This window comes from Streptomyces sp. NPDC021093 (assembly GCF_044333135.1).
In the GTDB taxonomy this organism is placed as follows: Bacteria; Actinomycetota; Actinomycetes; order Streptomycetales; family Streptomycetaceae; genus Streptomyces.
Genome location: NZ_JBIRQJ010000005.1, coordinates 225,151 through 250,502, shown reverse-complemented (window position 1 = coordinate 250,502; position 25,352 = coordinate 225,151). Strand labels below are relative to the sequence as shown.

Sequence of the window (25,352 nt, the reverse complement as noted above, 5' to 3'; positions counted from 1 at the left end):
CGTGGTGAAGGAGCTGCACTGCCGCGCGCGGGGAACTAACTGGATTTCGTACAACGCGTCACTTTAGTCCACCGGCCCTCGCGGTCAATCAACGGGCGGCACACCGCGCGCCGTGCCCGCGACAGACCTTCCGGCCGGTCTTTCACTCGTACGAGGGAAGGAATCCATTCCTTGAGAAGGCCTTGTGGGTTAGCTCACAACAGGGTCGGTTGACGTTCTTTTTCCCCTTCCCCGGCGGGCCCGGCACTCCCATGACCATTACCGTCATAGTCATGTCGACTTCCGCATCCTTCTCCGACGGCGCCGACGGCTCCGACCACCCGACGGTCACCGACCGTCTCGTCTCGGCCAATCAGCGGTACGCGTCCGGCTTCGAGGACCCGGGGATGGACGCGCGCCCCGTGCTGCACGTCGCCGTGGTCGCCTGCATGGACGCCCGGCTCGACCTGCACGACGCGCTCGGTCTTGAGCTCGGCGACTGCCACACCATCCGCAACGCGGGCGGCGTGGTCACCGACGACGTGATCCGCTCGCTCACCATCAGCCAGCGGGCGCTCGGCACCCGGAGCGTCATACTCATCCACCACACCAACTGCGGCCTGGAGTCCCTCACCGAGGACTTCCGGCACGAGCTGGAGGACGAGGTGGGCCAGCGCCCCTCCTGGGCCGTCGAGGCCTTCCGGGACGTGGACCAGGACGTACGGCAGTCGATGCAGCGGGTGCGGACGTCCCCGTTCCTGCTGCACACCGACGACGTGCGCGGCTTTGTCTTCGACGTCACGCAGGGCCTGCTGCGGGAGATCGACCCGACCTGAGGTCCGGCCTGAGGTCGGGCCTGAGGTCGGGCCCGGGAGCCGGGTGGGGATCCGGTCCGAGTGCGCACAAAAAAGCCCTAACTCCGGCATTTCGCATTCACTTGTCCACAGGCGAGTGACACGAAGCGGTAACGGCAACAAGAATGCGTGGAAGACATCCGGCCGGGAACCCTCCGGCCGCGCTGTCCGTGTTTCGGGGTGGGCCGCTCGCGTCGTCGTGACGCCGGCCCGAAAGGGCCGAGGAGGGCCGGGTGACGACCTATGACGATCGAGCGAGCCTCACAGATCTGACCACCACCGCGGAGCGGATCCGCAGGTCGGTGGAGGCTGTGATCGAGGGCAAGCCTGAGGTCGTACGGCTTTCGCTGACCGTGCTGCTCGCCGAGGGGCACCTCCTCATAGAGGACGTGCCGGGCGTGGGCAAGACGATGCTGGCGAAGGCGCTGGCCAGATCGATCGACTGCTCGGTGCGCCGGATCCAGTTCACGCCCGACCTGCTGCCGTCCGACATCACGGGCGTGTCGATCTTCGACCAGCAGCGGCGCGACTTCGAGTTCAAACCGGGCGCGATCTTCGCGCAGATCGTGATCGGCGACGAGATCAACCGCGCGTCGCCCAAGACCCAGTCCGCGCTCCTGGAGTCCATGGAGGAGCGGCAGGTCACCATCGACGGCCAGACCTACGAGCTGCCCAACCCGTTCATGGTGGTGGCCACCCAGAACCCGGTCGAGATGGAGGGCACCTACCCCCTCCCCGAGGCCCAGCGCGACCGCTTCATGGCCCGCGTCTCCATCGGCTACCCCTCCCCCGAGGCGGAGCTGCAGATGCTGGACGTGCACGGCGGGGTCTCCCCGCTGGACGACCTCCAGCCGGTGGCGCACGCGCACGACATCGTGAAGCTGATCGACGCCGTCCGCACGGTGCACGTCGCGGACGCCGTCCGGCGGTACGCGGTCGAGCTGGTCGGCGCCACCCGCAACCACCCCGACCTGCGCCTGGGCGCCTCGCCGCGCGCCACCCTGCACCTGCTGCGGGCCGCGAAGGCCTCCGCCGCTCTCAGCGGCCGGGAGTACGCGCTGCCCGACGACGTACAGGCACTGGCGGTGGCGGTCCTCGCGCACCGGCTGCTGCCGACGGCGCAGGCCCAGCTGAACCGGCGCACCTCCGAGCAGGTCGTGCTGGACATCCTCCAGCGCACCCCCGTGCCCACCAGCGGCGCCGCGGCCTCGCCGCCGTACGGCACGCCCGGCGTCCGGCCGCTGTGATGCCGGGGGCCGGCCCCGAGGCCGGGCCCGGGGAACAGGGCACCGGGGAGAAGAACGGCTTCAGGGCGGCACTGTCCGGGCTGACCACGCGCGGCCGGTCCTTCCTGGCCGCCGGTCTCGCCGCGGCGGTCTGCGCGTACGTCCTGGGACAGGGCGACCTGCTGCGGGTGGGGCTGCTGCTCGCGGTGCTGCCGCTGATGTGCGTGATCGTGCTGTACCGCACCCGCTACCGGGTCGCGGGCAGCCGCCGGCTGGCCCCGGCCCGGGTGCCCGCCGGGTCGGAGGCCAGGGTGCACCTGCGGATGGAGAACGTCTCGCGGCTGCCCACCGGACTCCTGATGCTCCAGGACCGGGTGCCGTACGTGCTGGGGCCGCGCCCCCGCTTCGTACTGGACAAGGTGGAGGCGGGCGGGCGGCGCGAGGTGTCCTACCGGGTCCGCTCCGACCTGCGCGGGCGGTATCCGCTGGGGCCGCTGCAGCTGCGGCTGACGGACCCGTTCGGGATGTGCGAGCTGAGCAGGTCGTTCAGCGCGTACGACACCCTGACGGTGATCCCGCGCGTGGAGGCACTGCCTCCGGTACGTCTCACGGGCGAGGCCAACGGGTACGGCGACGGGCGGCTGCGGTCGCTCGCGCTGGCCGGCGAGGACGACATCATTCCGCGCGGCTACCGGCACGGCGACGACCTGCGCCGGGTGCACTGGCGCTCCACCGCGCGCTACGGCGAGCTGATGGTGCGCCGCGAGGAGCAGCCGCAGCGGGCCCGCTGCACGGTACTGCTCGACACCCGGCGGGCCGCCTATCTGGGGGCCGGTCCTGGCTCGGCGTTCGAGTGGGCGGTGTCGGGGGCCGCGTCCTCGCTGGTGCACATGCTCGAACGGGGCTTTTCGGTACGACTGTTGACGGACACCGGCACCTCGGTGCCGGGTGACGGCGGGGGCGGCTTCGCCGGTTCCACGCAGGAGTCGGCGGACTCGGCCGGGCTGATGCTGGACACCCTCGCCGTCGTCGGGCACTCCGAGGACGGCGGTCTGTCACCTGCGTACGACGTCCTGAGGGGCGGCAACGAGGGGCTGCTGATCGCCTTCTTCGGCGACCTCGACGACGAGCAGGCGGCGGTGGCGGCGCAGATGCGGCAGCGCAGCGGCGGGGCGGTCGCGTTCGTCACGGACAGCGCGCTGTGGACCGAGGGGGAAGACCCGGCGGGAGCCCTGCGGGAGCAGGCCGAGGAGCGGCTGCGGCTGCTGCGCGACGCGGGCTGGACGGCGGTCTCCGTACCGCCGGGGGCGCCGCTGCCCGACCTGTGGCGGCAGGCGGAGGCGCAGCGCACGGGCGCCGTCGACGCATTGAGCACGAAGACGGGAACATCGGGGATGTCGGGGATCTCGGGAGGCTGGTCATGAGCGGGCGCGCGCGGATGACGCTCTGTGCGCTGGCCGCCACCCTGATGGCGTCCGCGGCGCTGATCCCGCTGGTGACGGACGCGGGCTGGTTCGTCACGGCGGCGGTCCTGCTCGCCGTGCAGGCGGGCGTCGGTGCGCTGGCGCGGCGGGTGCCGCTGGCCAGGGCGCTGACGATGGCCGTCCAGCTGATCGTCTCGATGCTGCTGGTGACCCTGCTGTTCGCGGGGACGAAGGCGGTGGCCGGGGTACTGCCCGGCCCGGACGCGGTCGAGGAGTTCGGGCGGCTGCTGACGACGGGGGCCGCCGACATCAACCGGTACGCCATTCCGGCGCCTGCGTCCGAGGGCATCCGGCTGATGCTGATCGGCGGGGTGCTGCTGATCGGTCTCGCGGTGGACACCCTCGCCGTGACGTTCCGCAGTGCGGCGCCGGCCGGGCTGCCGCTGCTCGCCCTGTACTCGGTGGCCGCGGGTCTGTCCGGCGGCGGTGCGAGCTGGCTGTACTTCCTGCTGGCCGCGTCCGGCTATCTGCTGCTGCTCCTGGCCGAGGGCCGGGACCGTCTGGCCCAGTGGGGCCGGGTGTTCGGCGGGGCCGCCCAGGGCGCGCCGCGGCAGGGCTCGGCGGGGCTGGACCAGGGCAGCGGTGCGCCGCTCGCCCCGATCCGTACCGGACGGCGCATCGGCGCCCTCACCCTGAGCGTCGCCGTGCTGGTCCCCGCCCTGCTGCCCGCCCTGAACGGCGGTCTGTTCGGCGGCGCGGGGCCGGGGCGCGGCGGCAGCGGGGGCGGCGGCACGATCTCGGCGGTGAACCCCGTGGTCTCCCTCCAGGAGAGCCTCAACCAGCCGATCGACCGCGAGGTGCTGCGCTACAAGACGACGGCCCAGCAGACCCAGGACATGTATCTGCGGCTCCTCGCCCTGGACGAGTTCGACGGCACCGCGTGGAAGTCCTCCGAGCGCAAGCTCAAAGAGGTGACCAGCCCGCTGCCCCGTCCCGCCGGTCTGGGCCCCGACGTCCCCACCACGGAGGTCGCCACCAACATCTCGGCCGCCGGGTCGTACTCCCAGATCTGGCTGCCGATGCCCTTCCCCGCGTCGCAGGTCGACATCGAGGGGCGCTGGCGGTACGAGCCGGAGGGCCGCACCCTGATCGGCGACGGCGGCCAGACCACCAGCGGTGTCAGGTACAGCGTCCGCAGCCTGGCCGTGCAGCCGACGAAGGACGACCTCGCGTCGGCCCCGCCGGCCCCGTCCGGGCTGCGCAAGGAGTACACCAAGGTGCCCGTGGACCTGCCGCCGGTGGTGAAGCAGACGGCGCTCCAGGTGACGAAGGGCGCGGGCAACGACTACGAGCGGGCGGTCCTGCTCCAGAACTGGTTCGCCTCCGAGGGCGGTTTCACGTACGACACCCAGGTGCAGTCGGGCACCGGCTCCCGGGCCATCGCCCGCTTCCTGCAGCAGAAGGAGGGCTTCTGCGTCCACTTCGCCTTCTCGATGGCGGCGATGGCGCGGACGCTGGGCATCCCGGCGCGGGTCGCGGTGGGCTTCACACCGGGCACGGCGAAGTCGGACGGCACGATGTCGGTCGGGCTGCGGGACGCGCACGCCTGGCCCGAGCTGTACTTCGAGGGTCTCGGCTGGACCCGGTTCGAGCCGACCCCGACACGGGGCAGCGCCCCCGCTTACACCCGGCAGGAGACCCCGACGGACAGCCCGAGCGACCCGGCGCGGCCGACCACCGGCGCGACGACGGCGCCGACCGCGGCACCGAAGCCGTCGGACAGCTGCCCGGCCGCCGAGCGGAAGCAGGGAAACTGCGGTCAGAACGCGCAGGCGGGCCCGGTGGGCCCGACCGACACGGGTACGCCGACCGGCACGGTGGTGGGGATCGCGCTGGGCGTACTGGCGCTCGTACTCCTGCCGTTGCTCCCGCTGCTGTGGCGCACCCGGGTACGGGCCCGGCGGCTGGGTTCGGGCGGCCGCACGCCGTCGGACGCGGCGGTGCGGACCCTGGCGGCCTGGCGGGAGATCACCGATTCGGCGTGGGACCTGGGCATCGCGCCCGACGATTCACAGACGCCGCGCAAGACGGCGGCGCGCATCGTCCGGCTGGGTTCGCTGGCGGGTCCGCCGGCGGAGGCGGTGCACCGGGCGGCCGGTGCGGTGGAGCAGGTGCTCTACGCACCGGTGCCGCAGGCGAGCAGTGGCCTGGTGGACGAGGTGCACCGGGTACGGGCCGGGCTGCGGGAGGCTGTGAACCGGCGGACGCGGCTGCGGGCACTGCTGCTGCCGCGCTCGGCCGTACGGGTGGCGTGGGCGCTGTCCGGGCGCTGGTCGGCACTCGTGGGGCGGTTGTCCGCGCGGCGGCCGCGGCTGGACGGGTGGAGGGCGGCGGCGGTGCGCCGACGGGTGGTCCGTCAGCGGGGGTGACGTGCGGACACGTGCGAGGGGGCCTGGGCGCAGGTGAGGAGCGGGACCCGGTGCGCGTGGGGACAGGTGAGGAGCGGTCCCCGGGTTCACGGGGGGACACGTGAGGAACGGGGCCCGGGTGTGTGTGGGGGACACGTGTGAGGGGGCGGCCACCGTCTGGTGGCCGCCCCCTCACGTGTACTGCTCACGTGTGTAACTCACACGTACTGCTCGCTCCTGCCGGTGTCGGCCCTGCTCGCGTCAGCCGCCCTGCTGCTCGTCGCGGCGGCGCTGCCAGCGCTGCTCTATGCGGTTCATCACCGAGCGGCGCTGCCTGGGCTGACGGCGGCCTGCGGCCGCCATGCCGGGAACGGGTTGTTCGCCTGGTTTGGGAGCCTTGCGCCATCCGGTGACCGCGAGGACGGCACAGCCGAGCATGACAAGGAAGCCGACCACGCTCACCCAGATTTGCTGGGCGACCATTCCGGCCATGAGGAGCGCGATACCCACAAGAAAGCCTGCGACCGCCTGGTAGACCCGTCGCCGGGTGTACGTACGCAGCCCGCTTCCCTCAAGCGCTGTCGCGAATTTGGGATCTTCGGCGTACAGCGCTCGCTCCATTTGCTCGAGCATTCGCTGCTCGTGCTCCGAGAGCGGCACGGAGTCCTCCTACTCGTCGGTCGCGGGGGGCGACCGGATGCGGCCCTTTCAGAATAGGCAGGGAATCGCCCCCGTGAAACCCGCCCTCTACGCCAATTCGCCAATCCGGGCCGCCGTGCCGGCTTGGCTGTTGAAGCGTGCATTCCCCAACGGCCGACCCGTCATGCCGACGGTGTCCCCCGATCATACGGGGCCCGGCGGCTGATCGGGGGGCCTGCGGCGGACTCCGTACGTCACTCGTACCCGGTCTCGTCCCTGATCAGCCCCTGTGGAGGGACCGATCGAGGGGTTGGCGGGCGTTGCTCCGGACGTGCCCGGCAGCCGCTCCGGACGGGCCCAGGGCCGCCGACGGCCGTGCTGCGGGACCGCCGCCGGCCGTACTGCGGAGCCGCCGTCGAGCGTGCTGCGGGGCCTCGGCTCAGGCCCGCTTCCTGCCCAGTACGTGCAGTTGGGTCGCCACCGCATGGAACGCGGCGAGCTCGGCGGCGGCCGCCTCCAGCTTCAGGAGGGCCTCCATGGCGCCGGGCTCGGTGTCGACCAGGACACCGGGGACCAGGTCGGCGAAGACCCGGACGCCGTGCACGGCGCCGACCTCGACGCCCGCGCCGTCGGCCAGCTCCGTGAGCTGCTCGGCGGTGAAGCGCCGGGGCACCGGGTCGCCCTCGCCCCAGCGGCCCGCCGGGTCCGTGAGGGCCTGACGGGCCTCGTTGAAGTGGCCGGCCAGGGCGCGGGCCAGGACGGCACCGCCGCTGCCGGCGGCGAGCAGGCTGAGCGTGCCGGACGGGCGGAGGGCCGCGACCACGTTGCGCAGGCCCTCGGCCGGGTCGTCGACGTACTCCAGGACGCCGTGGCACAGGACGGCGTCGAAGCCGTCGCGCTCGACCACGTCGAACAGGCCGATCGCATCGCCCTGGACGCCGCGGACGCGGTCGGCGACCCCGGCCTCGGCGGCCCGGCGCTCCAGCGCGAACAGGGCGTTGGGGCTGGGGTCGACCACGGTGACGCGGTGGCCGAGCTTGGCGACGGGCACCGCGAAGTTGCCGGTGCCGCCTCCGGTGTCGAGGACGTCCAGGGTGTCGCGGCCGGTCTCCTTGACGCGGCGGTCGAGGGCGTCCTTGAGGACCTCCCAGACCACGGCGGTACGGAGGGAGGCGCGGGGGCGCATCGATTCCGACACGGCATTGACTCCTCGGTGAACGGTGCGGGGCAAATCGGTGCGGGCAACCCCGCTGACAAGGCTCCGCCCAGCCTAATGGCCCCCGGGCCCCGCCCAGGTCACCCCGCCTGCGCGGGGCCCGGCCGGGTGCCGGGATCCGGTGCGTCGCGGGTCTGCCCGGGGCCCGGTTCCGCTCCGTCCCTGGCCCTGGGGAGCACCGGCTGGAGTACGAGCATCCGCTCGACGATCCGGAGGAACATCGCGGCGTCGCGCACCAGGTCGTCGGCGTCCCGGGCGCTCGCCGCGCCGCGTATGCCCGCTTCCGCGCGGGCCCGGCGCTCGGCGCCCGAGGCGAACAGGGCGCTCCACTCCGCCAGTTCGGGCGCGGTCTCGGGCAGCACCTCCCAGGCGCTGCGGATGCGCTGCCTGCGGCGCGGGGCGGGCTCGGGGCGGCCGCGGGCGGCGAGGACCGCGGCGGCGGTGCGCAGTGCGGCCAGGTGGGCCGTGGCGTACCGCTCGTGGGCGGCTTCGGTGGCGGCGGCGTCCGCCAGCCCCCGGCGGGCCTGGGCGAGCAGGTCGAGGGCGGCCGGCGGCGCCGTGGAGCGGCGCTGCACCGGGTGGACGTCGGAGTGGACATCGGCGTGGACACCAGCGCGAGTCATGACGAGCCTCCTGTCGTCGGTCAACGGCGCTGTGGCCGTATGTGCCCACTGTGAGGGACGCCACTGACAATCCGACCTGACCTGGGCTTTCGCACGATGGATCCGAGGGCATACTTTTGAACTGACCGGTCAGTTCAAAAATGGGGAGGGTGCGTGGACAGCCCGCACACCGGGACAGCAGTGACCGCAGTGAACTTTGGTCTGAAGGGCCCGCGCGGCTGGGCGTTCCGGGGCGTGGAGTGCACCGCGCCCGCCGGGTCGTTCATCGCGATCGAGGGTCCTTCCGGGTCCGGCCGCACCTGTCTGCTGCTCGCGCTCACCGGCCGCATGCGTGCCACCGAGGGGCACGCCGAAGTGGGCGGCCTGCGGCTGCCGAAGAAGATGGCGGGCGTACGGCGGGTCAGCGCGCTGGGTCCCGTGGCCGGCGTGAGTGAGCTCGACTCCGCCTTCACCGTCGCCGAGCACCTGCGCGAACGGGCCCTGCTGCAGCGCCGGTTCGACGGATCGCTGCGCTCGCTGCTGCGGCGGCCCTCGGTACGGCGGGCGGCGGCCCGGGCCAGGATCGACGCCGCGCTGGCCGCGGCGGGGCTCGACCTCGCCTCGCTGCCCAAGGGCGAGCGGACGTCCGTACGGGACCTGGAGCGGCTGGAGGCGCTGCGGCTGTCCGTCGGACTGGCGCTGATGTCCTCGCCGCAGCTGATCGCGGTGGACGACGCGGACCTGAAGCTCTCCGACGCGGAGCGCGCGCAGGCGTGGGAGCTGCTGCGGTCGGTGGCGGACGCGGGGACGACGGTGCTGGCCGTGTGCAGCGAGCCGCCGGCGGACGCGCTGCGGATCAGCACCGCGACCGACGCCTCAAGAGGCGACGGCGCCACCGGCGCGGACACAAGCGCGGGCGCGACCACAGGCACAGACGCAGGCACAGACGCGGGGACGGCCGCGGACGCAGCCGCGGCGACAGGCGCAGCGAAGAACACGACGCAGGACACGACCGAGAAGGGGACGGCCGATGCGTTCGCCGAAACTGGCCGCTCTTGAGCTGAAGCGGTTCGGCAGGGGGAAGCTGCCGAGGGCCGCACTGGTGGCGCTCCTGCTGCTGCCGCTGCTGTACGGGGCCCTGTACCTGTGGTCCTTCTGGGACCCGTACGGCTCGCTCGACAAGATCCCCGTGGCGCTCGTCAACGACGACAAGGGTGCGGACGCCGCGGGCAAGAAGGTCGCCGCCGGTGACGAGATCACCAAGAAGCTGCTCGACAGCAAGGTCTTCGACTGGCAGGAGGTGAACTCCAAGGACGCCAAGGACGGGGTCGAGAACGGCAGCTACTACCTGTCGCTGACCATGCCCTCCGACTTCAGCGAGCGGATCGCCTCCAGCTCCGGCGACTCTCCGGAGACCGGCGCGCTCCAGGTGCGTACGAACGACTCCAACAACTACATCGTCGGGCAGATCTCCCGGTCGGTGTTCTCCGAGGTGCGCAGGGCGGCGTCCACGAACGCCTCCCGGAGCTTCCTCGACAAGATCTTCATCTCGTTCTCGGACATCCACGAGGCGACCGAGAAGGCGGCCAAGGGGGCCAAGGACCTCGACGGCGGCATCGGGAAGGCGAAGAAGGGCTCCAAGGACCTCGCCAACGGGCTGACGAACGCCAAGAAGGGCAGCGGGGACCTGTCGGGCGGCATCAAGAAGCTCGACAAGGGCGCCGCCGACCTCGCGACCGGTTCCAAGCAGGTCGCCGACGGCACCAAGGAGCTCTCCCAGAAGGTCAACAAGGTCGCGGGCCAGGTCCGCCCGTACCTCAAGGACGACGCCAAGTCGATCGCCAGGGCCGCGCAGTTGGTCGCGGACTCCTCGAAGGCGGCACGCCACCACCTGGACACCCTGGTGAAGGGCGCCCCGGTGGCCGCGGCCGACGCGCGCAAGGCGTCCAACGACCTGGCCGCCGCGCACAAGGAGTTCTGCGAGGACGCTGCCGACGGCGACGCCACCGCCGCCGACGCCGCCGTCAAGGCCCGCCTCTGCCCCGTCTTCAAGAGGGGCGTGACGGCCGCCGCGAACGCCGCGAAGGTCGCCGAGGACGTCAACGCGATGGTCAAGGACAACAAGGGCGACCTGGCCACCCTGGACGCGCGTCTCGCGGACCTCCAGACCAAGTCGCAGGCCCTCGTCAGCGAGGCACCGCACCTGGACGACGACCTCAAGTCCGCCGTCGCCAAGGTCAACGCGCTCAACTCCGGCGCCCAGAAGGTCTCCCAGGGCGCCACAAAGCTGCACACCGGTCTCGTCTCTGCGCGTACCGGCGCCACCGACCTCGACAAGGGCGTCGGCAAGCTGCAGACCGGGGCGAACAACCTGGACGGCGGTCTGTTCAAGCTCGCCGACGGCAGCGGGAAGCTCGCCGGCGGGCTGCACGACGGCGTGGCCAAGATCCCGGACTACGACAAGGACGCCCGGGACAAGCGCACCGAGGTGATGGCCGACCCGGTCAAGCTCGCCTCGCAGTCGATGCACAAGGCGCCCAACTACGGCACCGGTTTCGCCCCGTACTTCATCCCGCTGTCCCTGTGGGTGGGCGCGATGGTGGCGTACATGCTGATCCAGCCGCTGAACCGGCGGGCGCTGGCCGCGGGTGCGTCCGCCTGGCGGATCGCCTTCGCCGGCTGGCTGCCGGTCGCGACGCTCGGCGTGCTCCAGATCGCCGCGCTGATGTCCGTACTGCACTGGGGGCTCGGCCTGGAGATGACCCGCACCGCCGGGACACTGGGCTTCCTGGCCCTGGTGACGTGCTGCTTCGCGGCGATCGTGCAGTGGTTGAACGCCCGCTTCGGTGCGGCGGGACGCATCCTGGTGCTCGCCGTGCTGATGCTTCAGCTGACGTCGGCGGGCGGCACGTACCCCGTCCAGACGTCTCCGGCGTTCTTCAACGCGATCCACCCCTTCCTGCCCATGACGTACGTCGTCGAGGGGCTGCGCAGGCTGATCTCGGGCGGCGGCCTGGAGCCGGTCTGGACGGGCAGCCTGGTGCTGGCCGCCTTCACCGCAGGGGCGCTCGCCCTCACCGCTCTGTCCGCGCGGCGCAAGCAGGTCTGGACGCTGGATCGGCTGCACCCCGAGCTGAGCCTGTGAGCACGCGGTCGGAGAGCCCGGGGAAGGCCGCGAGACCTGGGAGAATCGACACCATGGACAGCACCAGCACGCGCCGCCGCAACACCCGGCAGAAGCTCTATGAGGCGGCCGTGACGCTCATCGCCGAGAAGGGCTTCTCCTCGACCACGGTGGAGGAGATCGCCGAGCGGGCCGGTGTCGCCAAGGGCACGGTCTACTACAACTTCAAGAGCAAGAGCGAGCTCTTCGAGGAGCTGCTGCGGTACGGCGTCGGGCTGCTCACCGCCTCCCTCCAGGAGGCGGCGGACGAGACCGCCTCAAGAGGCGGCACCAAGGTCGAGGCGCTGGACGCGATGATCCGGGCCGGTCTGCTCTTCATCGACCGCTACCCGGCCTTCACCCAGCTGTACGTGGCCGAGCTGTGGCGCACCAACCGGGCGTGGCAGTCGACGCTCCTGGTGGTGCGCCAGCAGGCGGTGGCCGTCGTCGAGACCGTCCTCACCGAGGGCGTCGCGGACGGCGAGCTGAGCGAGGAGATCGACATCCCGCTGACCGCCGCGGCGCTGGTCGGGATGGTGCTGGTGGCCGCGCTGGACTGGCAGGCGTTCCAGAGCGAGCGCTCCCTGGACGACGTCCACTCGGCGCTCTCCCGGCTGCTGCACGGGCGGGTGGGCGGCACCCCGCACTGAGCCCCCGGCCCGGCCCGCGCCTGAGGTTGAACGCGCAGCCCTGAGTATCCGTACCTAGTACCAGAGATGAGTAGGTACGCGGATGGGCTCCCACCTGCGTGGACGACAGAGTGGAGAACACGGAAGGGGCGCTCGCGCCGAGACCGCCGACACGGGGCGGCGGAAGCGGCGCGGCACCCTGGACGCAACGGGGAACGGGGTCACGGGGGATGTGCACCGGTTCGGCGGGGCTCGGGGGGATCGAGCCTCGTCGGGCCGGTGTTTCCGTTTCCGGCCCGACGAGCCGCTGTCCGGGCCGGTTGAGCGGCTGTCCGGCCCGACGAGCCGCTGTCCGGCCCGGTGGATCCGGCCGCCCGGTCACCTCTGCCGAGTCGCCCCGCCCGGGCCGCCGACTGGCTACGATCACCTCCGTGTCAGTACTCCCCCTCGTCTTCACCAGTGGCTGGGCCAGCGGAATCAACGCCTATGCGGTGGTCCTGCTCCTCGGCGTCTTCGGCGTGACCGGACTGACCGACGAGGTGCCCGCCTCGCTGCAGCGCACCGACGTCCTGGTGGTCGCCGGGATCCTCTTCCTGTGCGAGGCGGTCAACGACAAGATCCCGTACCTGGACTCGCTCTGGGACAGCGTCCACACGGTGATCCGGCCGATCGCGGGCGCGGTCGTCGGGGCGCTGCTCGCCGGGCAGAACGGCTCGCTGCCCGAGATGGCGGCGGGCGCGGTGGGCGGTTCGACCGCGCTGGTCAGCCATCTGGTCAAGGCCGGGACGCGGATGGCGGTGAACACCTCGCCCGAGCCGTTCAGCAACATCGCGGTGAGCACCGCCGAGGACCTGGGCGTCGCGGGGGTCATCACCTTCGCCATATTCCATCCGGTGGCGGCGGCGTCGATCGCCGCCGCACTGCTGCTGATCGGGCTGGTGATACTGGTCTTCCTGGCCCGGCGGATCCAGCGGTTCCGCCGGCGCAGAGCACAGCGCCGCGAAGAGAAACGCCTGGCGGAGAGGGGTGGGCGGCCTCCCGGCTGAGTTGTCAGTGGCGGCCGTTAGAGTCACTGGCATGGCACGGATTGTGGTGATCGGCGCCGGGCTCGGCGCGATGGCGACCGCCGCCCGGCTGGCCGTCGCGGGCCACCGGGTGACGGTGTACGAGCGCGGGGAGACGTACGGCGGCTCGGTGGGCCGCTTCGAGCGGGCCGGATTCGTCTTCGACACGGGCCCCGACCTGCTGCATCTGCCCGCCGTGTACCGGGACGTGTTCGTGAAGACGGGCAGGGAGCCCCTCGAATCGTGCGTCGGCATGGCGCAGACCGACCCGGCGAGCAGGCACTTCTTCCCCGACGGCACGTCGGTCTCGCTTCCCAACGCCTCGCGCGCCGGTGTCGTCTCGGCGCTGGAGGAAGCGCTGGGGGCCGGCCTCGGCGAGCGCTGGGGCGAGTTCATGAACCGGGCGAGGGACGCCTGGGACCGCACCCGGCGCCCGCTCCTCGAAGAGCCGCTGCGCCCCGACCCCCAGGTGCTGGGCCGCGATCCGTACCCCTCCGTGCGGCAGAAGCGGCTGCTGCGCCGCGACCGGCAGGCGGACACCCTCGCCGAGGTCGCCGCCTGGGAGCTGGCCGATCCACGGCTCGCCGCCCTGCTGGAGAGCTACGCGCTGGCGTACGGCCTGGACCCGCGCGACGCCCCCGCCTCCGCCGCCGTACTGCCGTATCTGGAGCAGACCTTCGGCAGCTGGTGCGTGGCCGGGGGCACCCGGGAGCTGGCCCGCGCGCTCCACGAACGGTGTCTGGCCCGCCGGGTGGAGTTCGTCTTCGGAGCGGAGGTCGTCTCGGTCGTCGAGAAGGACGGCAGGGCCGCGGGCGTGGAGCTGGCCGACGGGACGGCCGTCGAGGCGGACTCGGTGGTCGCGGCGGTACCCCCGGAGCGGCTGTCCGCACTGCTGGGCGGGCGGGCCGCGTACGGATCACCGCCGGAAGCCGCGCACGGGACGCCGGAAGCGGGGCCGGGGCCGGTGCGGGCCGGCCGGACGACGGTGTTCCTGGCGCTCGACGGGGCGCGGGAGCCGGGCGCCGTGCACCGGAGCGTGGTGCACTCCGCGCACCGGGAGGCCGAGCTCCGGGAGGTCTTCGACGGGCAGGGCCCGGCGGACCCGGCCGGCGAAGGCCTTGCCCCGACCGTGTTCGTGTCCCGCCCGGACGATCCGGCCCTGCGCCCCGACGACGGGCACGAGGCGGTGCTGCTCACCGCGGCCGCCCCGGTGCACGCCGCGTACGACTGGGGCAGCCCTGACCTGGCCGGTCTCTGGGCGGACCGCATGGTGGCCGCCGCGGCCACCGCGATTCCGGGCCTGGCCGACCGGATCCGCTGGCGCGAGGTCCGTACGCCCCGGGACACCCGTGCCGTGACCGGTGCGGCGGGCGGGGCGGTTCCGCCGCCCTCGCTGGCCGGCCGGTCCGGCCGCTTCCTCGCCCCGTCGAACACCACCGGGCTGCCCGGTCTTTACGCGGCCGGCGGCTGGGCGCACCCGGGCGGCGGGCTCGCGCACGCGGGGATGTCGGGGGCGCTGGTCGCCGGGCTGATCGTGGAGGGGGACGGCTTCCGCGGCTCCCAGTGACGAGGTCCCCGTGACAAGCACGACGCCGCTCCACCCGCTGTCGGCGGGTGGAGCGGCGTCGTCGTGCTGACCGGTGCGGGACGTCAGTACCGGTACTGGCCGTTTGCCCCGGTGTCGTAGCCGTTCGGGTAACCGGCCGGCTGCTGCGGTGCCTCCGGGCCGAGCGGCTGCTCGCCGTCGCGCTGGTGCGGCACCCACACTCCGCCGGGCGGCGTCTCGCTGTAGTTCTCGCCGTAGCCGCCGGCGTACTGGTGCTGGCCGCCGTACGAGTCGTAGTCGCCGCCGCTGCCGTAGGACTGGGAGCCGATGTACGGATCGGAGTAGGCGGCGTACTGCTGCTGCCCGCCGTCGTACGCGTAGGCCCCGGTGTCGTGCGGCTGGCCGCCCTGCGGGTCGTAGGCGGGGTAGGACCCGCTGCCGAAGTCGTCGAAACCCTGTGGCTGGGGTGCGGCACCCTGTGGCTGGGGTGCGGCGGCCTGCGAGGCGGCGTACGGCGCCGAGGAGTCGTAGATCCCGTACCGGCCGGTCTCGTCGGGCATCGGCTGCGGCTCGTGGACCGCGGTCTGCGGGTCGGGGCGGCCGGTCGTGCCGTGCTGCCCCCGGGTGTCGAAGCCGGGCGCTCCGTCGAAACCGGGAGCGGCGTCGAAACCGGACGCCCCGTTGAAACCGGACGCGCCGTCATGACCGGCGTCGGACCGGTCCTGCGCCCCGTACTCCAGGTCAGAGACCTGCAGGGTCGGCTGCTGTACGGCGGATTCGCCCGCATTGCCCCTGCGGCGCTTGCTGGCGCCCGGGTTGCCGCCGATCGCCCAGCCCGTGGAGAAGCCGCGGCGGAAGGACAGCGTGACGTACGTCTGGCCGACGGCGAAGGCGACGGCGCCCGCCGCGATCACCAGGACGGACGGCAGCAGCACTCCGACCACGACGACGGCGAACCCCGCGAAGGCGAGCACCCGCCAGCGCAGTCGCGCCTTGTACTGCAACAGCACTTCGCCGAGCAGCCACAGCGCGACGACGCCGAATGCGATGTAGAGGACCGTCCAGCCCATGTACGCCCCTCTCCTGCTGCCGCGGATCCCCTGGTGGACTCGGCGGCGCGAGTACAGCTGTGGTGACTGCTACGACGACGGCCGCGTCGGCGGTGACGTCTGGTCGTGCGTTTCGTGCGTGTGGTGCGTGTCGTGCAGTCCGAGATTCTCGTAGATCTCAAGTGTCGCCGTCGAGTTGTTCAGCGTGATGAAGTGCATTCCCGGTACACCTTCGGCAAGCAGCGTCGCGCAGAACTCGGTGGCGAACTCGATGCCAATGGAGCGTACAGCGGCCGCATCGTCCTTGACCGCGAGGATGCGTTCTTTCACGGCGTCGGGGAAATGCGCGTTGCTGAGCTGCGGAAGCCGGTCCAGCTGTTTGACCAGCGTGACGGGCATCACCTCAGGAATGATAGGGGTGTCGCAGCCCGCCGCCTGGACGCGGTCCCGCATCCGCAGATAGCTCTCCGGATCGAAGAACATCTGCGTGATGGCGTAATCGGCGCCGGCCCGGCACTTCTCCACGAAGTGGCGGATGTCGGAATCCCAGGTGTCCGAGCGCGGGTGCATCTCGGGAAATGCGGCGACACCGACACAGAAGTCGCCGGACTCCTTGATGAGTGCGACGAGTTCGGAGGCGTACGTCACACCTTCCGGGTGGCGCACCCACTCGCCCATCGGGTCGCCGGGCGGGTCGCCGCGCACCGCGAGGATGTTCCGGATTCCGGCGTCGGCGTACTGCCCGACCATGTTGCGCAGTTCGGCGATCGAGTGGTCGACGGCGGTGAGGTGGGCGACGGGCGTGAGGGTGGAGTCGGAGGCGATCTTCTGGGTGGCTTTGACGGTGCCCTCGCGGGTGGAGCCGCCCGCTCCGTAGGTCACGGAGACGAAACTGGGGGCCACCGCCTCGACTCGGCGCAGGGCATTCCAGAGGTTCTGCTCACCCTTCTCGGTCCTGCGGGCCGAGAATTCGAAGGAAAACGACGTCTTTCCGGTCTCCAGCAGCTCACGCACCGTAAGTGCGCGGTCTGTTCTGGTGGAAGCTGTGCCAAGGGCCATGTCGAAAGGTTAGCCAGGGGCATGCCGCACCCCCAACCACCCGGGCGACAAAGGTCCGTTATGCCGGTTTCTTGTCCACCCTTCGGACAGTTATCCGGCCAACGACCGACGTCTATCGGTCGTACGACCTGATCCGCTTGGCCAGATCGGCGGCCGCGGCGGCCGGGTCGGCGGCCCGGGTGATCGCGCGGACGACCACGACGCGGCGGGCACCCGCGGCCAGCACCTCGTCGAGGTTGTGCTCGTCGATGCCGCCGATGGCGAACCAGGGGCGCTGCTGGGCGAGCGAGGCCGCGTACCGCACGAGGCCGAGGCCGGGGGCGAACCGGCCGGGCTTGGTGGGGGTGGGCCAGCAGGGGCCGGTGCAGAAGTAGTCGACGCCCGGCTCGGCGACGGCGGCGTCGACCTCGGACTCGGCGTGCGTGGAGCGGCCGATCAGGACGTCGTCGCTGCGGGCGCCGAGGATCGCGCGGGCGGCGGGGACCGGCAGGTCGCCCTGGCCGAGGTGGAGGACGTCGCTGCCGATGGCGTGCGCCACGTCGGCCCGGTCGTTCACCGCGAGGAGCTTGCCGTGCCGGCGGCAGGCGTCGGCGAGGACCGCCAGGTGCTCCAGTTCCTCGCCCGCCTCCATGCCCTTGTCGCGGAGCTGGACGATGTCGACGCCGGAGGACAGCACCGCGTCGAGGAACGCCGGGAGGTCCCCCTGCGCCTTGCGGGCGTCCGTGCAGAGGTAGAGCCGGGCGTCGGCGAGCTGCGCGCTGGGCGTGGGCATGGTGCGGATCCCCCCGTGGTCGACGGGGTCTCCCCCGTGCTGGCGGGGTGTCCCCCGCCGGTCGGCGGCGGGTGTGCGGTCCGCCCGGCCGGGCGGACCGCACACCGCCGTGGTGTGGTGCGGCGTCGTCAGAGGGCGAGCGCCTGGGCGCGGCGCTTCACCTCCGTGCCGCGATTCTCGCTCAGGGCCTGCGCGGGGGTGCCGGGCAGGGTCGGGTCGGCGGTGAAGAGCCACTCCAGCATCTCCGCGTCGGAGAAGCCGTCGTCCTTCAGGACCGTCAGGAGACCGGGCAGGCCCTTGACGATCTTGTCGCCGTCGAGGAAGGCGGCGGGCACCTGGAGCGAGCGGTTCTCACCGCGCCGCACGGCGATGAGCTGGCCGTCCTTCACCAGCTGCCGCACCTTCGTCACCTCCAGGTCGAGCATCTCCGCGATGTCGGGGAGGTAGAGCCAGGCGGGGACGAGGGAATCGATCTTTGCGTCAATCTCGGTCACAGGACAAGCGTGCCATCCAGGACTGACAGTCGGTACCCGGGCCCGTCCGGGCGGGGGATTCCCTACGGCTTCCGTACGGCCGATTTCAGCGGTACGGAAGGGTCGGCGGCCAGCGTCGGGTCGAGCGCCGCCCCCGCCTCCACCAGCCTGCGTCCCTGCGCCAGGTCGCGCGGGCGGCCCACCGCGAGCACGGCCACCAGGGCGCCGTCGCGCAGCCAGCACACCGACCAGGAGGGGCCGGCCGGGTCGCCGCGCCAGACCGTCTCCTCGGCGTCCGCGTGGTGGCCGACGTACTGCACGAAGCGGCCGAACTGCTCGGACCAGAAGTACGGCACGGGGTCGTAGGGCAGCGGGGCGCCGCCCAGGATGTTCGCGGCGACCGTGCGCGGACCCTGGAGCGCGTTGTCCCAGTGGTGCACGAGCAGCCGGGTGCCGTACCGCCCGGAGGGGAAGGAGGCGCAGTCCCCGACCGCGTACACGTCGGGGACGGAGGTGCGCAGGTGCGCGTCCGCGGTGACGGAGCCGTCCGGGCCGAGCGCGATGCCGGAGCCCTTCAGCCAGGCCGTCGCGGGTCTGGCGCCGACACCGACGAGGACGGCGCCGGCCGGGATGCGGCGGCCGTCGGCGAGGAGCACGGTGCCCGGCTCGACCGCCGCCACGCGCGCGTGGGTGAGGAGCTCGGCGCCGGCCTCGGCGTACCAGGCGGCCATCGGGGCGGCGATCTCGGCGGGCATCGTCCCGGCGAGCGGCCGGTCGGCGGCCTCCACGACGGTGACGGTGCAGCCCGCCTCCCTCGCGGCGGTGGTGAACTCGGCGCCGATCCAGCCCGCGCCGACCACCACCACGTCGTGCTGCGCGTCCAGCACGGGGCGCAGCCGCCGCGCGTCGTCGACGGTGCGCAGCAGGTGGACGCCGGGGACGCCCGAGGTGCCGGGAAGGGTGACGGGGTCCGCCCCGGTGGCGAGTACCAGGGCGTCGTACGGAACCGGCCCCGCGGGGGTGTCGATCTCGTGGTCCGCCGGGCGCACTCCGGTGACGTCGAGCCCCAGCCGGAGCTCGACGCCGAGCGCGTCGAAGTCGACCTCGAAGGCCGATCCCTCGGCCTTGCCGAGCAGCACCGCCTTGGACAGCGGCGGCCGGTCGTACGGCGGGTGGGGCTCGGCCCCGATGAGTGTGATCCGGCCGTCGAAACCCTGCTCCCGCAGGGCCACGGCGGTCTGCACACCGGCCATTCCCGCGCCGACGACGACGATTCGCTTCTGCTCGCTCACCCGACCACCTTACGTATCTGACACACAGTCAGGACTGGAGTTCCTCGACGACGCTCGTACCGCTGCCCTCCTGGGACTCCCATGCCCAGCTCTCCTCCAGCCGAACGCGGCCGTCCACGAGCAGCACGACCCGGGACAGGCAATGTCCGGACGAGGTCGTTCCGTCCTGCTTCAGCTGTACGTACCTGAAGTCGAGCCGGTCCCCCGCGCGCGTGCCGACGAGGTGCCCGCGCACGACGTCCCCGCCCGCGTAATCGGCCCAGATCCGGCCGTCCTGCTCGTGGTAGGTGAAGCGGGTGCGGGTGCCGACCTGCCCCGGGGCCTGGTCGGCGACCGGTGCGAGGACGAGTCCGTCGAGCGAACGGGGCACGGGGTGCTCCCTCACAGTCTGTTGAACCCAAGGACTAGTCTGGTCACCGTACAAGCACTCACGGGAGCCCGGCCGACCGGGCTGAGAGGGAGGCTGACCGGGCCTCCGACCGTACGAACCTGATCCGGGTCATGCCGGCGAAGGGAGGGGCTGGACGCCCATGCAGACTTCCCCACACGTTTCTGAGCAACGGCCGTACGACGTCCTGGTGATCGGCGGCGGAATCATCGGCCTCGTCACGGCCTGGCGGGCCGCGCAGCGCGGGCTGCGCACGGTGCTCGCCGACCCCGCACCCGGCGGCGGCGCCGCCCGGGTGGCGGCCGGAATGCTGGCGGCCGTCACCGAACTCCACTACGGCGAGCAGACCCTGCTCGGCCTCAACCTCGCCTCCGCCCGCCGCTATCCGGACTTCGTGACGGAGCTGGAGGAGGCGTCGGGGCAGGACACCGGCTACCGCGCGTGCGGCACTCTCGCGGTGGCCCTGGACGCCGACGACCGGGCCCACCTGCGCGAACTGCACACCCTGCAGCGGCAGTCGGGCCTGGAGTCGGAGTGGCTGAGCGGGCGCGACTGCCGCCGGCTTGAGCCGATGCTCGCGCCGGGCGTGCGCGGCGGACTGCGGGTGGACGGCGACCACCAGATCGACCCGAGGCGGCTGGCAGCGGCCCTTCTGGCGGCCTGCGAGCGGGCCGGGGTGGTTCTGCACCGTACGACGGCCGAGCGGCTTTCCGTCGTACGGGAGAGGGCGGCGGGCGCGCTGCTGGCCGACGGCACCGAGGTCGCCGCCGACCAGGTGGTGCTCGCCACCGGTTCGCTCAGCGGGCGGCTCCCCGGAGTGCCTCAAGAGGTGCTGCCGCCGGTGCGCCCGGTCAAGGGACAGGTACTGCGGCTGACGGTGCCGCCCGCGTACGCGCCGTTCCTGAGCCGTACGGTGCGCGCCGTGGTGCGCGGCAGTCACGTCTATCTGGTGCCGCGCGAGAACGGCGAGCTGGTCGTCGGCGCGACCTCGGAGGAGCTCGGCTGGGACACCACCGTCACGGCGGGCGGCGTCTACGAGCTGCTGCGCGACGCCCACGAGCTCGTCCCCGGCATCACCGAGCTCCCGCTCACCGAGACCCGGGCCGGACTGCGCCCCGGCTCCCCCGACAACGCCCCGCTGCTCGGCCCCACCGCCCTGCCGGGCCTGCTGCTCGCCACCGGGCACTACCGCAACGGGGTGCTGCTGACCCCGGTCACCGGGGACGTCATGGCGGACGTGCTGACCACCGGCGAACTCCCCGAGGAGGCGAGGGCGTTCACCCCGCGCCGCTTCGCCTCCGAACCCGTACGACAGGAACAGCAGGACCGACAGGACCGACAGGAGCAGCCCGTATGAGCACCCCGGTGAACGTGTCCGTGAACGGCGAGGGGCACGAGGTCTCCGCCGGTACCACCCTCGGCGACCTCGTCGCGACGCTCACGCGCGCGCACGCGGGCGTGGCCGCCGCGCTCAACGAAACAGTGGTGCCGCGCGGCCGGTGGGCGGCCACCGCCCTCGCCGAGGGCGACCGCGTCGAAGTGCTCACCGCGGTCCAGGGAGGCTGACGACATGGCAGACGATCTCTTCGAACTGGGCGGCGCCAGCTTCTCGTCCCGGCTCATCATGGGGACGGGCGGCGCGCCCAGCCTGGAGGTGCTGGAGCGGTCGCTCGTCGCGTCCGGGACCGAGCTGACGACGGTGGCGATGCGAAGGCTCGATCCGTCCGTGCGGGGCTCCGTGCTGTCCGTGCTGGAGAAGCTGGGCATCCGGGTGCTGCCCAACACGGCCGGCTGCTACACGGCGGGCGAGGCCGTGCTCACGGCCCGGCTCGCGCGCGAGGCGCTGGGCACGGACTGGGTGAAGCTGGAGGTCATCGCCGACGAGCGGACCCTGCTGCCCGACCCGGTCGAGCTGCTGGACGCGGCGGAGGTGCTGGTCGACGACGGCTTCACGGTGCTCCCGTACACGAACGACGATCCGGTCCTCGCGCGGAAGCTGGAGGACGTGGGCTGTGCGGCGGTCATGCCGCTGGGTTCGCCGATCGGCTCGGGGCTCGGCATCCGCAACCCGCACAACTTCGAGCTGATCGTGGAGCGGGCCGGGGTGCCGGTGATCCTGGACGCGGGGGCGGGGACCGCGTCGGACGCGGCGCTGGCGATGGAGCTGGGGTGCGCGGGTGTGATGCTCGCCTCCGCGGTGACGCGGGCGCAGGAGCCGGTGCTGATGGCGGAGGCGATGCGGCACGGCGTGGAGGCGGGCCGTCTCGCGCACCGGGCGGGGCGCATCCCCCGCCGCCACTTCGCGGAGGCGTCGTCACCGGGCGAGGGGCTGGCCCGGCTGGACCCGGAGCGGCCGGCCTTCTGAGCTCCGGGGCCACGCGTACAGGGCGCGGGGAACTGCGCGGCCGGCCCCCACGCACCCGCAGGTACGGACCGGCCCGGGGTCCGGGGGCCAGGGGGTGGTGCCCCGTGCCCCCGGCCCCCGGGCCCCCGGCCGTCACAGCTCGGCTTCAGTACAGCCGCAGCACGTACATCCACGCCCGACCTGTCCCTACCGGCTCGTAGACTCCCTCCGTGGACACGACCCTCCAGGACCCCCTCGTCGGGCAGCTGCTCGACGGCCGCTACCGCGTCGAGGCACGCATCGCCGTCGGCGGGATGGCCACGGTCTACCGGGCCGTGGACACCCGCCTCGACCGGGTGCTCGCACTCAAGGTGATGCACCCCTCGCTGGCCGCCGACGACTCCTTCGTCGAGCGGTTCATCCGCGAGGCCAAGTCCGTCGCCCGCCTCGCGCACCCCAATGTGGTGGGCGTCTTCGACCAGGGCACCGACGGCAGTTACGTCTACCTGGCGATGGAGTACATCGCGGGCTGCACCCTGCGCGACGTGCTGCGCGAGCGCGGCGCGCTCCAGCCGCGCGCCGCGCTCGACATCCTGGAGCCCGTGCTGGCCGCCCTCGGCGCCGCGCACCGGGCCGGGTTCGTGCACCGCGACATGAAGCCGGAGAACGTCCTGATAGGGGACGACGGCCGGGTGAAGGTCGCCGACTTCGGTCTCGTACGCGCCGTGGACACGGTCACCAGCACGACGGGGTCCGTCCTCGGCACGGTCTCCTACCTCGCTCCCGAGCAGATCGAGCACGGCACCGCCGACACCCGCGCCGACGTGTACGCCTGCGGCGTGGTCCTGTACGAGATGCTCACCGGCTGCAAGCCGCACTCCGGCGGCACTGCCGCCCAGGTGCTCTACAAGCACCTCAATGAGGACGTGCCGCCGCCGTCCGCCGCCGTGCCCGGGCTGGCCCTGGAGCTCGACGAGCTGGTGGCGAGCGCGACGGCGCGCAACGCGCAGGCCCGCCCGTTCGACGCGGTCGAGCTGCTGGGGCAGGCGCGGACCGCGCGGTCCGCTCTCGACGACGCGCAGCTGGACGTCGTACCTCCGCAGGCGAAGGAGATCGTGAGCACCGGTCCCGAGGAGCGGACCAGTGTCATCCCGCGGGCCCTGCCCACCGAGCAGCACACCAGCAGGCTGCGGATGCCGCTGCCGGACGAGCCCGCGCCCGTACGGCGCCAGCGGCGGCGGCCGATGCCCTCGCGGCGGGGGCTGGTGGCACTGGTGACGGCCGTCCTGCTGGCGCTCGGTCTCGGCGCCGGGGTCTGGTACATCAACTCGGGGCAGTTCACGCAGGTCCCGCCGCTGCTCAGCCAGTCGGAGAAGAACGCCCGCAAGAAGCTGGAGGCCGCCGGTCTCGACGTGAAGGGCGTGGAGCGGAAGTTCAGCGACACCGTCGCGCGCGGCACCGTCCTGAACAGCGTCCCGGCGCCCGGCGAGCGGATCCGCGCCAACGGCTCGGTGACGCTGGTCCTCTCGCGCGGTCCCGAGATCGTGAAGGTCCCCGACCTCACGAGGATGCCGCTGGCGAAGGCCAGGGGCGAGCTGAAGGACGCGGGGCTCGCGCCGGGCGTCGTCACCAGGGCGTTCAGCGAGGACGTCCCGCGGGGCGCGGTGATCAGTACGGACCCCGCGGCCGGGACCGGCCGGGCGCCGGACTCCGCGGTGGCGATGGTCGTCAGCAAGGGTTCCCCGGTGGACATGCCGTCGGTGACCGGGCAGAGCGTCGAGGACGCCAGGAGCAGGCTCGAAGGTCTCGGCCTGACGGTCGACGTCGCGCCTGAGCAGGTCAACTCCCCGGCGGAGGCAGGCAAGGTGGGCCGCCAGTCGGTCGCCGCGGGCACCCGGCTCGGCGAGGGCGAGCGCGTCACGCTCACCGTCTCCAAGGGGCCCCGGATGATCCCGGTGCCCGACGTGCTCGGCAAGGAGCGCGACGAGGCGAGCCGCATCCTCAAAGAGGCGGGCTTCGAGGTCGAGGTGGAGCGGCCGTTCCTGTCCTTCAGCAAGGTGATCGACAAGCAGTCGGTGGCCGGCGGGGAGCAGGCCCCGGAGGGCAGCAGGATCACGATCACGACGAAGGTCCTGTAGCGCGGGGCTTCCGCGGGCTCGGGGCTTCCGCCGACGCGGGGCCTCCGCGGGCCGGAGCCCCCGCGGGCCTGTGGACGGGGGCTTCCTGCAGAGGCCCCCACAGCCCTGTGGCAGGGGCTCCGCGGCGGTGCGGCATCCTGGAGGGTGATGAGCACCGCAGACACCCCCTCCCAGTTCCCGGCCGGTCTCCCGGCGTCCCGCAATCCCGTCGGCGGTCACATCCCCGTCGCGGGCGGCCTCGCCAAGGTCGGCCTGCCGTACGCCCGCGAGATGGGCGCCGAGGCCGTCCAGGTCTTCGTCGCCAACCCGCGCGGCTGGGCGACCCCGGTCGGGAACCCGGCGCAGGACGAGCAGTTCCGGGCCGCCTGCGCCGAGGAGCGGATCCCGGCGTACGTCCACGCCCCGTACTTGATCAACTTCGGTTCGCACACCGAGGCGACCGTGGAGAAGTCCGTGGAATCGCTGCGCCACTCGCTGCGCAGGGCCCGCGACATCGGCGCCCTCGGCGTCGTCGTGCACACGGGGTCGGCGACCGGCGGACGGCCGCGCGCGGAGGCCCTGGCACAGGTGCGCACCCACCTGCTGCCGCTGCTCGACGAGCTGACCCACGACGACGACCCGTACCTCCTCCTGGAGTCGACGGCGGGCCAGGGTTCCTCGCTCTGCTCGCGGACCTGGGACTTCGGTCCGTACTTCGAAGCACTGGACTCGCACCCCAGGCTGGGCGTCTGCCTCGACACCTGCCACATCTTCGCGGCCGGCCACGACCTGGCGGGCCCCGGCGGCATGAAGCAGACCCTCGACCTGCTGGTGGACACCGTCGGCGAGGGGCGGCTGAAGCTGATCCACGCCAATGACTCCAAGGACGTCACCGGCGCGCACAAGGACCGCCACGAGAACATCGGCGCAGGTCACATCGGTGCGGACCCGTTCCGCGAGCTGTTCTCGCACCCGGCGACCGAGGGGGTGCCGCTGGTGATCGAGACGCCCGGCGGCAAGGAGGGGCATGCCGCGGACGTGGCCCGACTGAAGGAGCTGCGCGCGCTCTGAGGCTTCCCGAGCACCCTTGAGGAATACCCCTAGGGGG

General features: G+C 72.6%; 23 protein-coding genes and 1 riboswitch. Of the genes, 14 read left to right on the top strand and 9 right to left on the bottom strand.

What is annotated here, in order from left to right; translation table 11 throughout:
- Positions 1–272 precede the first annotated feature (272 nt).
- From ACH4SP_RS17200 to ACH4SP_RS17185, 4 genes are all read left to right on the top strand, one after another.
- Positions 273–815 carry a beta-class carbonic anhydrase gene (locus ACH4SP_RS17200; RefSeq protein WP_398415571.1) on the top strand — a complete coding sequence of 181 codons (543 nt, stop codon included), beginning with the start codon at positions 273–275 and terminating at the stop codon, positions 813–815.
- A 251-nt stretch (positions 816–1,066) separates the two neighbouring features.
- A complete protein-coding gene (locus ACH4SP_RS17195) occupies positions 1,067–2,080 on the top strand; it encodes an AAA family ATPase (RefSeq protein ID WP_398415569.1) in 1,014 nt (337 codons plus the stop codon).
- Positions 2,080–3,483 carry a DUF58 domain-containing protein gene (locus ACH4SP_RS17190; RefSeq protein WP_398415568.1) on the top strand — a complete coding sequence of 468 codons (1,404 nt, stop codon included), beginning with the start codon at positions 2,080–2,082 and terminating at the stop codon, positions 3,481–3,483. The genes ACH4SP_RS17195 and ACH4SP_RS17190 overlap by 1 nt, the downstream gene beginning before the upstream one ends.
- Positions 3,480–5,912: a DUF3488 and DUF4129 domain-containing transglutaminase family protein gene (locus tag ACH4SP_RS17185; RefSeq protein WP_398415566.1), complete on the top strand. Its 2,433-nt coding sequence runs from the start codon at positions 3,480–3,482 to the stop codon at positions 5,910–5,912. The genes ACH4SP_RS17190 and ACH4SP_RS17185 overlap by 4 nt, the downstream gene beginning before the upstream one ends.
- Positions 5,913–6,152: 240 nt before the next feature.
- Here ACH4SP_RS17185 and ACH4SP_RS17180 read toward each other — a convergent pair whose 3' ends face one another.
- From ACH4SP_RS17180 to ACH4SP_RS17170, 3 genes are all read right to left on the bottom strand, one after another.
- A complete protein-coding gene (locus tag ACH4SP_RS17180; protein ID WP_398415565.1) occupies positions 6,153–6,551 on the bottom strand; it encodes a DUF3040 domain-containing protein in 399 nt (132 codons plus the stop codon).
- Between the two features lie 418 nt (positions 6,552–6,969).
- On the bottom strand, positions 6,970–7,728 hold the full coding sequence (locus ACH4SP_RS17175) for a methyltransferase (protein ID WP_398415563.1): 759 nt from the start codon (positions 7,726–7,728) through the stop codon (positions 6,970–6,972).
- A 98-nt stretch (positions 7,729–7,826) separates the two neighbouring features.
- The gene (locus ACH4SP_RS17170; protein ID WP_398415561.1) at positions 7,827–8,369 is read right to left on the bottom strand and encodes an SAV_6107 family HEPN domain-containing protein; all 543 of its coding nucleotides are present in this window, start codon (positions 8,367–8,369) and stop codon (positions 7,827–7,829) included.
- Between the two features lie 153 nt (positions 8,370–8,522).
- On the opposite strand from ACH4SP_RS17170, the gene ACH4SP_RS17165 reads away from it, so the two are divergent.
- The 5 genes from ACH4SP_RS17165 to ACH4SP_RS17145 all read left to right on the top strand — a co-directional run bounded on the left by ACH4SP_RS17165 (position 8,523) and on the right by ACH4SP_RS17145 (position 14,771).
- Entirely contained in the window at positions 8,523–9,407 is an 885-nt protein-coding gene (locus ACH4SP_RS17165) for an ATP-binding cassette domain-containing protein (protein ID WP_398415560.1), read from the top strand.
- Positions 9,379–11,493: a YhgE/Pip family protein gene (locus ACH4SP_RS17160; protein WP_398415558.1), complete on the top strand. Its 2,115-nt coding sequence runs from the start codon at positions 9,379–9,381 to the stop codon at positions 11,491–11,493. The genes ACH4SP_RS17165 and ACH4SP_RS17160 overlap by 29 nt, the downstream gene beginning before the upstream one ends.
- A gap of 53 nt (positions 11,494–11,546) precedes the next feature.
- Positions 11,547–12,161, top strand: a complete 615-nt coding sequence (locus tag ACH4SP_RS17155; protein WP_398415555.1) for a TetR/AcrR family transcriptional regulator — start codon at positions 11,547–11,549, stop codon at positions 12,159–12,161.
- Between the two features lie 410 nt (positions 12,162–12,571).
- Entirely contained in the window at positions 12,572–13,186 is a 615-nt protein-coding gene (locus ACH4SP_RS17150) for a DUF4126 domain-containing protein (RefSeq protein WP_398415553.1), read from the top strand.
- 31 nt (positions 13,187–13,217) lie between these two features.
- A complete protein-coding gene (locus ACH4SP_RS17145) occupies positions 13,218–14,771 on the top strand; it encodes a phytoene desaturase family protein (RefSeq protein ID WP_398415551.1) in 1,554 nt (517 codons plus the stop codon).
- Positions 14,772–14,854: 83 nt separating this feature from the next.
- Here the strand turns inward: ACH4SP_RS17145 and ACH4SP_RS17140 are convergent, their stop codons facing one another.
- The 6 genes from ACH4SP_RS17140 to ACH4SP_RS17115 form a co-directional block, all read right to left on the bottom strand.
- Positions 14,855–15,820, bottom strand: a complete 966-nt coding sequence (locus ACH4SP_RS17140; RefSeq protein ID WP_398415549.1) for a hypothetical protein — start codon at positions 15,818–15,820, stop codon at positions 14,855–14,857.
- A 69-nt stretch (positions 15,821–15,889) separates the two neighbouring features.
- Entirely contained in the window at positions 15,890–16,858 is a 969-nt protein-coding gene (gene metF, locus ACH4SP_RS17135) for a methylenetetrahydrofolate reductase [NAD(P)H] (RefSeq protein ID WP_398415547.1), read from the bottom strand.
- 112 nt (positions 16,859–16,970) lie between these two features.
- Positions 16,971–17,630: a thiamine phosphate synthase gene (thiE, locus tag ACH4SP_RS17130; protein WP_398415545.1), complete on the bottom strand. Its 660-nt coding sequence runs from the start codon at positions 17,628–17,630 to the stop codon at positions 16,971–16,973.
- A 128-nt stretch (positions 17,631–17,758) separates the two neighbouring features.
- A complete protein-coding gene (locus tag ACH4SP_RS17125; RefSeq protein WP_398415542.1) occupies positions 17,759–18,124 on the bottom strand; it encodes an Rv2175c family DNA-binding protein in 366 nt (121 codons plus the stop codon).
- Positions 18,125–18,186: 62 nt separating this feature from the next.
- Entirely contained in the window at positions 18,187–19,356 is a 1,170-nt protein-coding gene (locus ACH4SP_RS17120) for an NAD(P)/FAD-dependent oxidoreductase (protein WP_398416296.1), read from the bottom strand.
- Between the two features lie 67 nt (positions 19,357–19,423).
- Positions 19,424–19,765 carry a hypothetical protein gene (locus ACH4SP_RS17115; RefSeq protein WP_398415540.1) on the bottom strand — a complete coding sequence of 114 codons (342 nt, stop codon included), beginning with the start codon at positions 19,763–19,765 and terminating at the stop codon, positions 19,424–19,426.
- 50 nt (positions 19,766–19,815) lie between these two features.
- Positions 19,816–19,928, top strand: a riboswitch (TPP riboswitch).
- On the opposite strand from ACH4SP_RS17115, the gene thiO reads away from it, so the two are divergent.
- The 5 genes from thiO (at position 19,926) to ACH4SP_RS17090 (ending at position 25,315) form a co-directional block, all read left to right on the top strand.
- Complete coding sequence (gene thiO, locus ACH4SP_RS17110) at positions 19,926–21,140, top strand: glycine oxidase ThiO (protein ID WP_398415538.1); 1,215 nt, start codon at positions 19,926–19,928, stop codon at positions 21,138–21,140. It overlaps the preceding riboswitch by 3 nt.
- Entirely contained in the window at positions 21,137–21,349 is a 213-nt protein-coding gene (gene thiS, locus ACH4SP_RS17105; RefSeq protein ID WP_398415536.1) for a sulfur carrier protein ThiS, read from the top strand. Before thiO ends, thiS begins: the two co-directional genes overlap by 4 nt.
- 4 nt (positions 21,350–21,353) lie before the next feature.
- Positions 21,354–22,148 carry a thiazole synthase gene (locus ACH4SP_RS17100; RefSeq protein ID WP_398415535.1) on the top strand — a complete coding sequence of 265 codons (795 nt, stop codon included), beginning with the start codon at positions 21,354–21,356 and terminating at the stop codon, positions 22,146–22,148.
- Between the two features lie 209 nt (positions 22,149–22,357).
- Entirely contained in the window at positions 22,358–24,265 is a 1,908-nt protein-coding gene (gene pknB / locus ACH4SP_RS17095) for a Stk1 family PASTA domain-containing Ser/Thr kinase (RefSeq protein WP_398415533.1), read from the top strand.
- Positions 24,266–24,412: 147 nt separating this feature from the next.
- Complete coding sequence (locus ACH4SP_RS17090; protein WP_398415531.1) at positions 24,413–25,315, top strand: deoxyribonuclease IV; 903 nt, start codon at positions 24,413–24,415, stop codon at positions 25,313–25,315.
- Positions 25,316–25,352 lie beyond the last annotated feature (37 nt).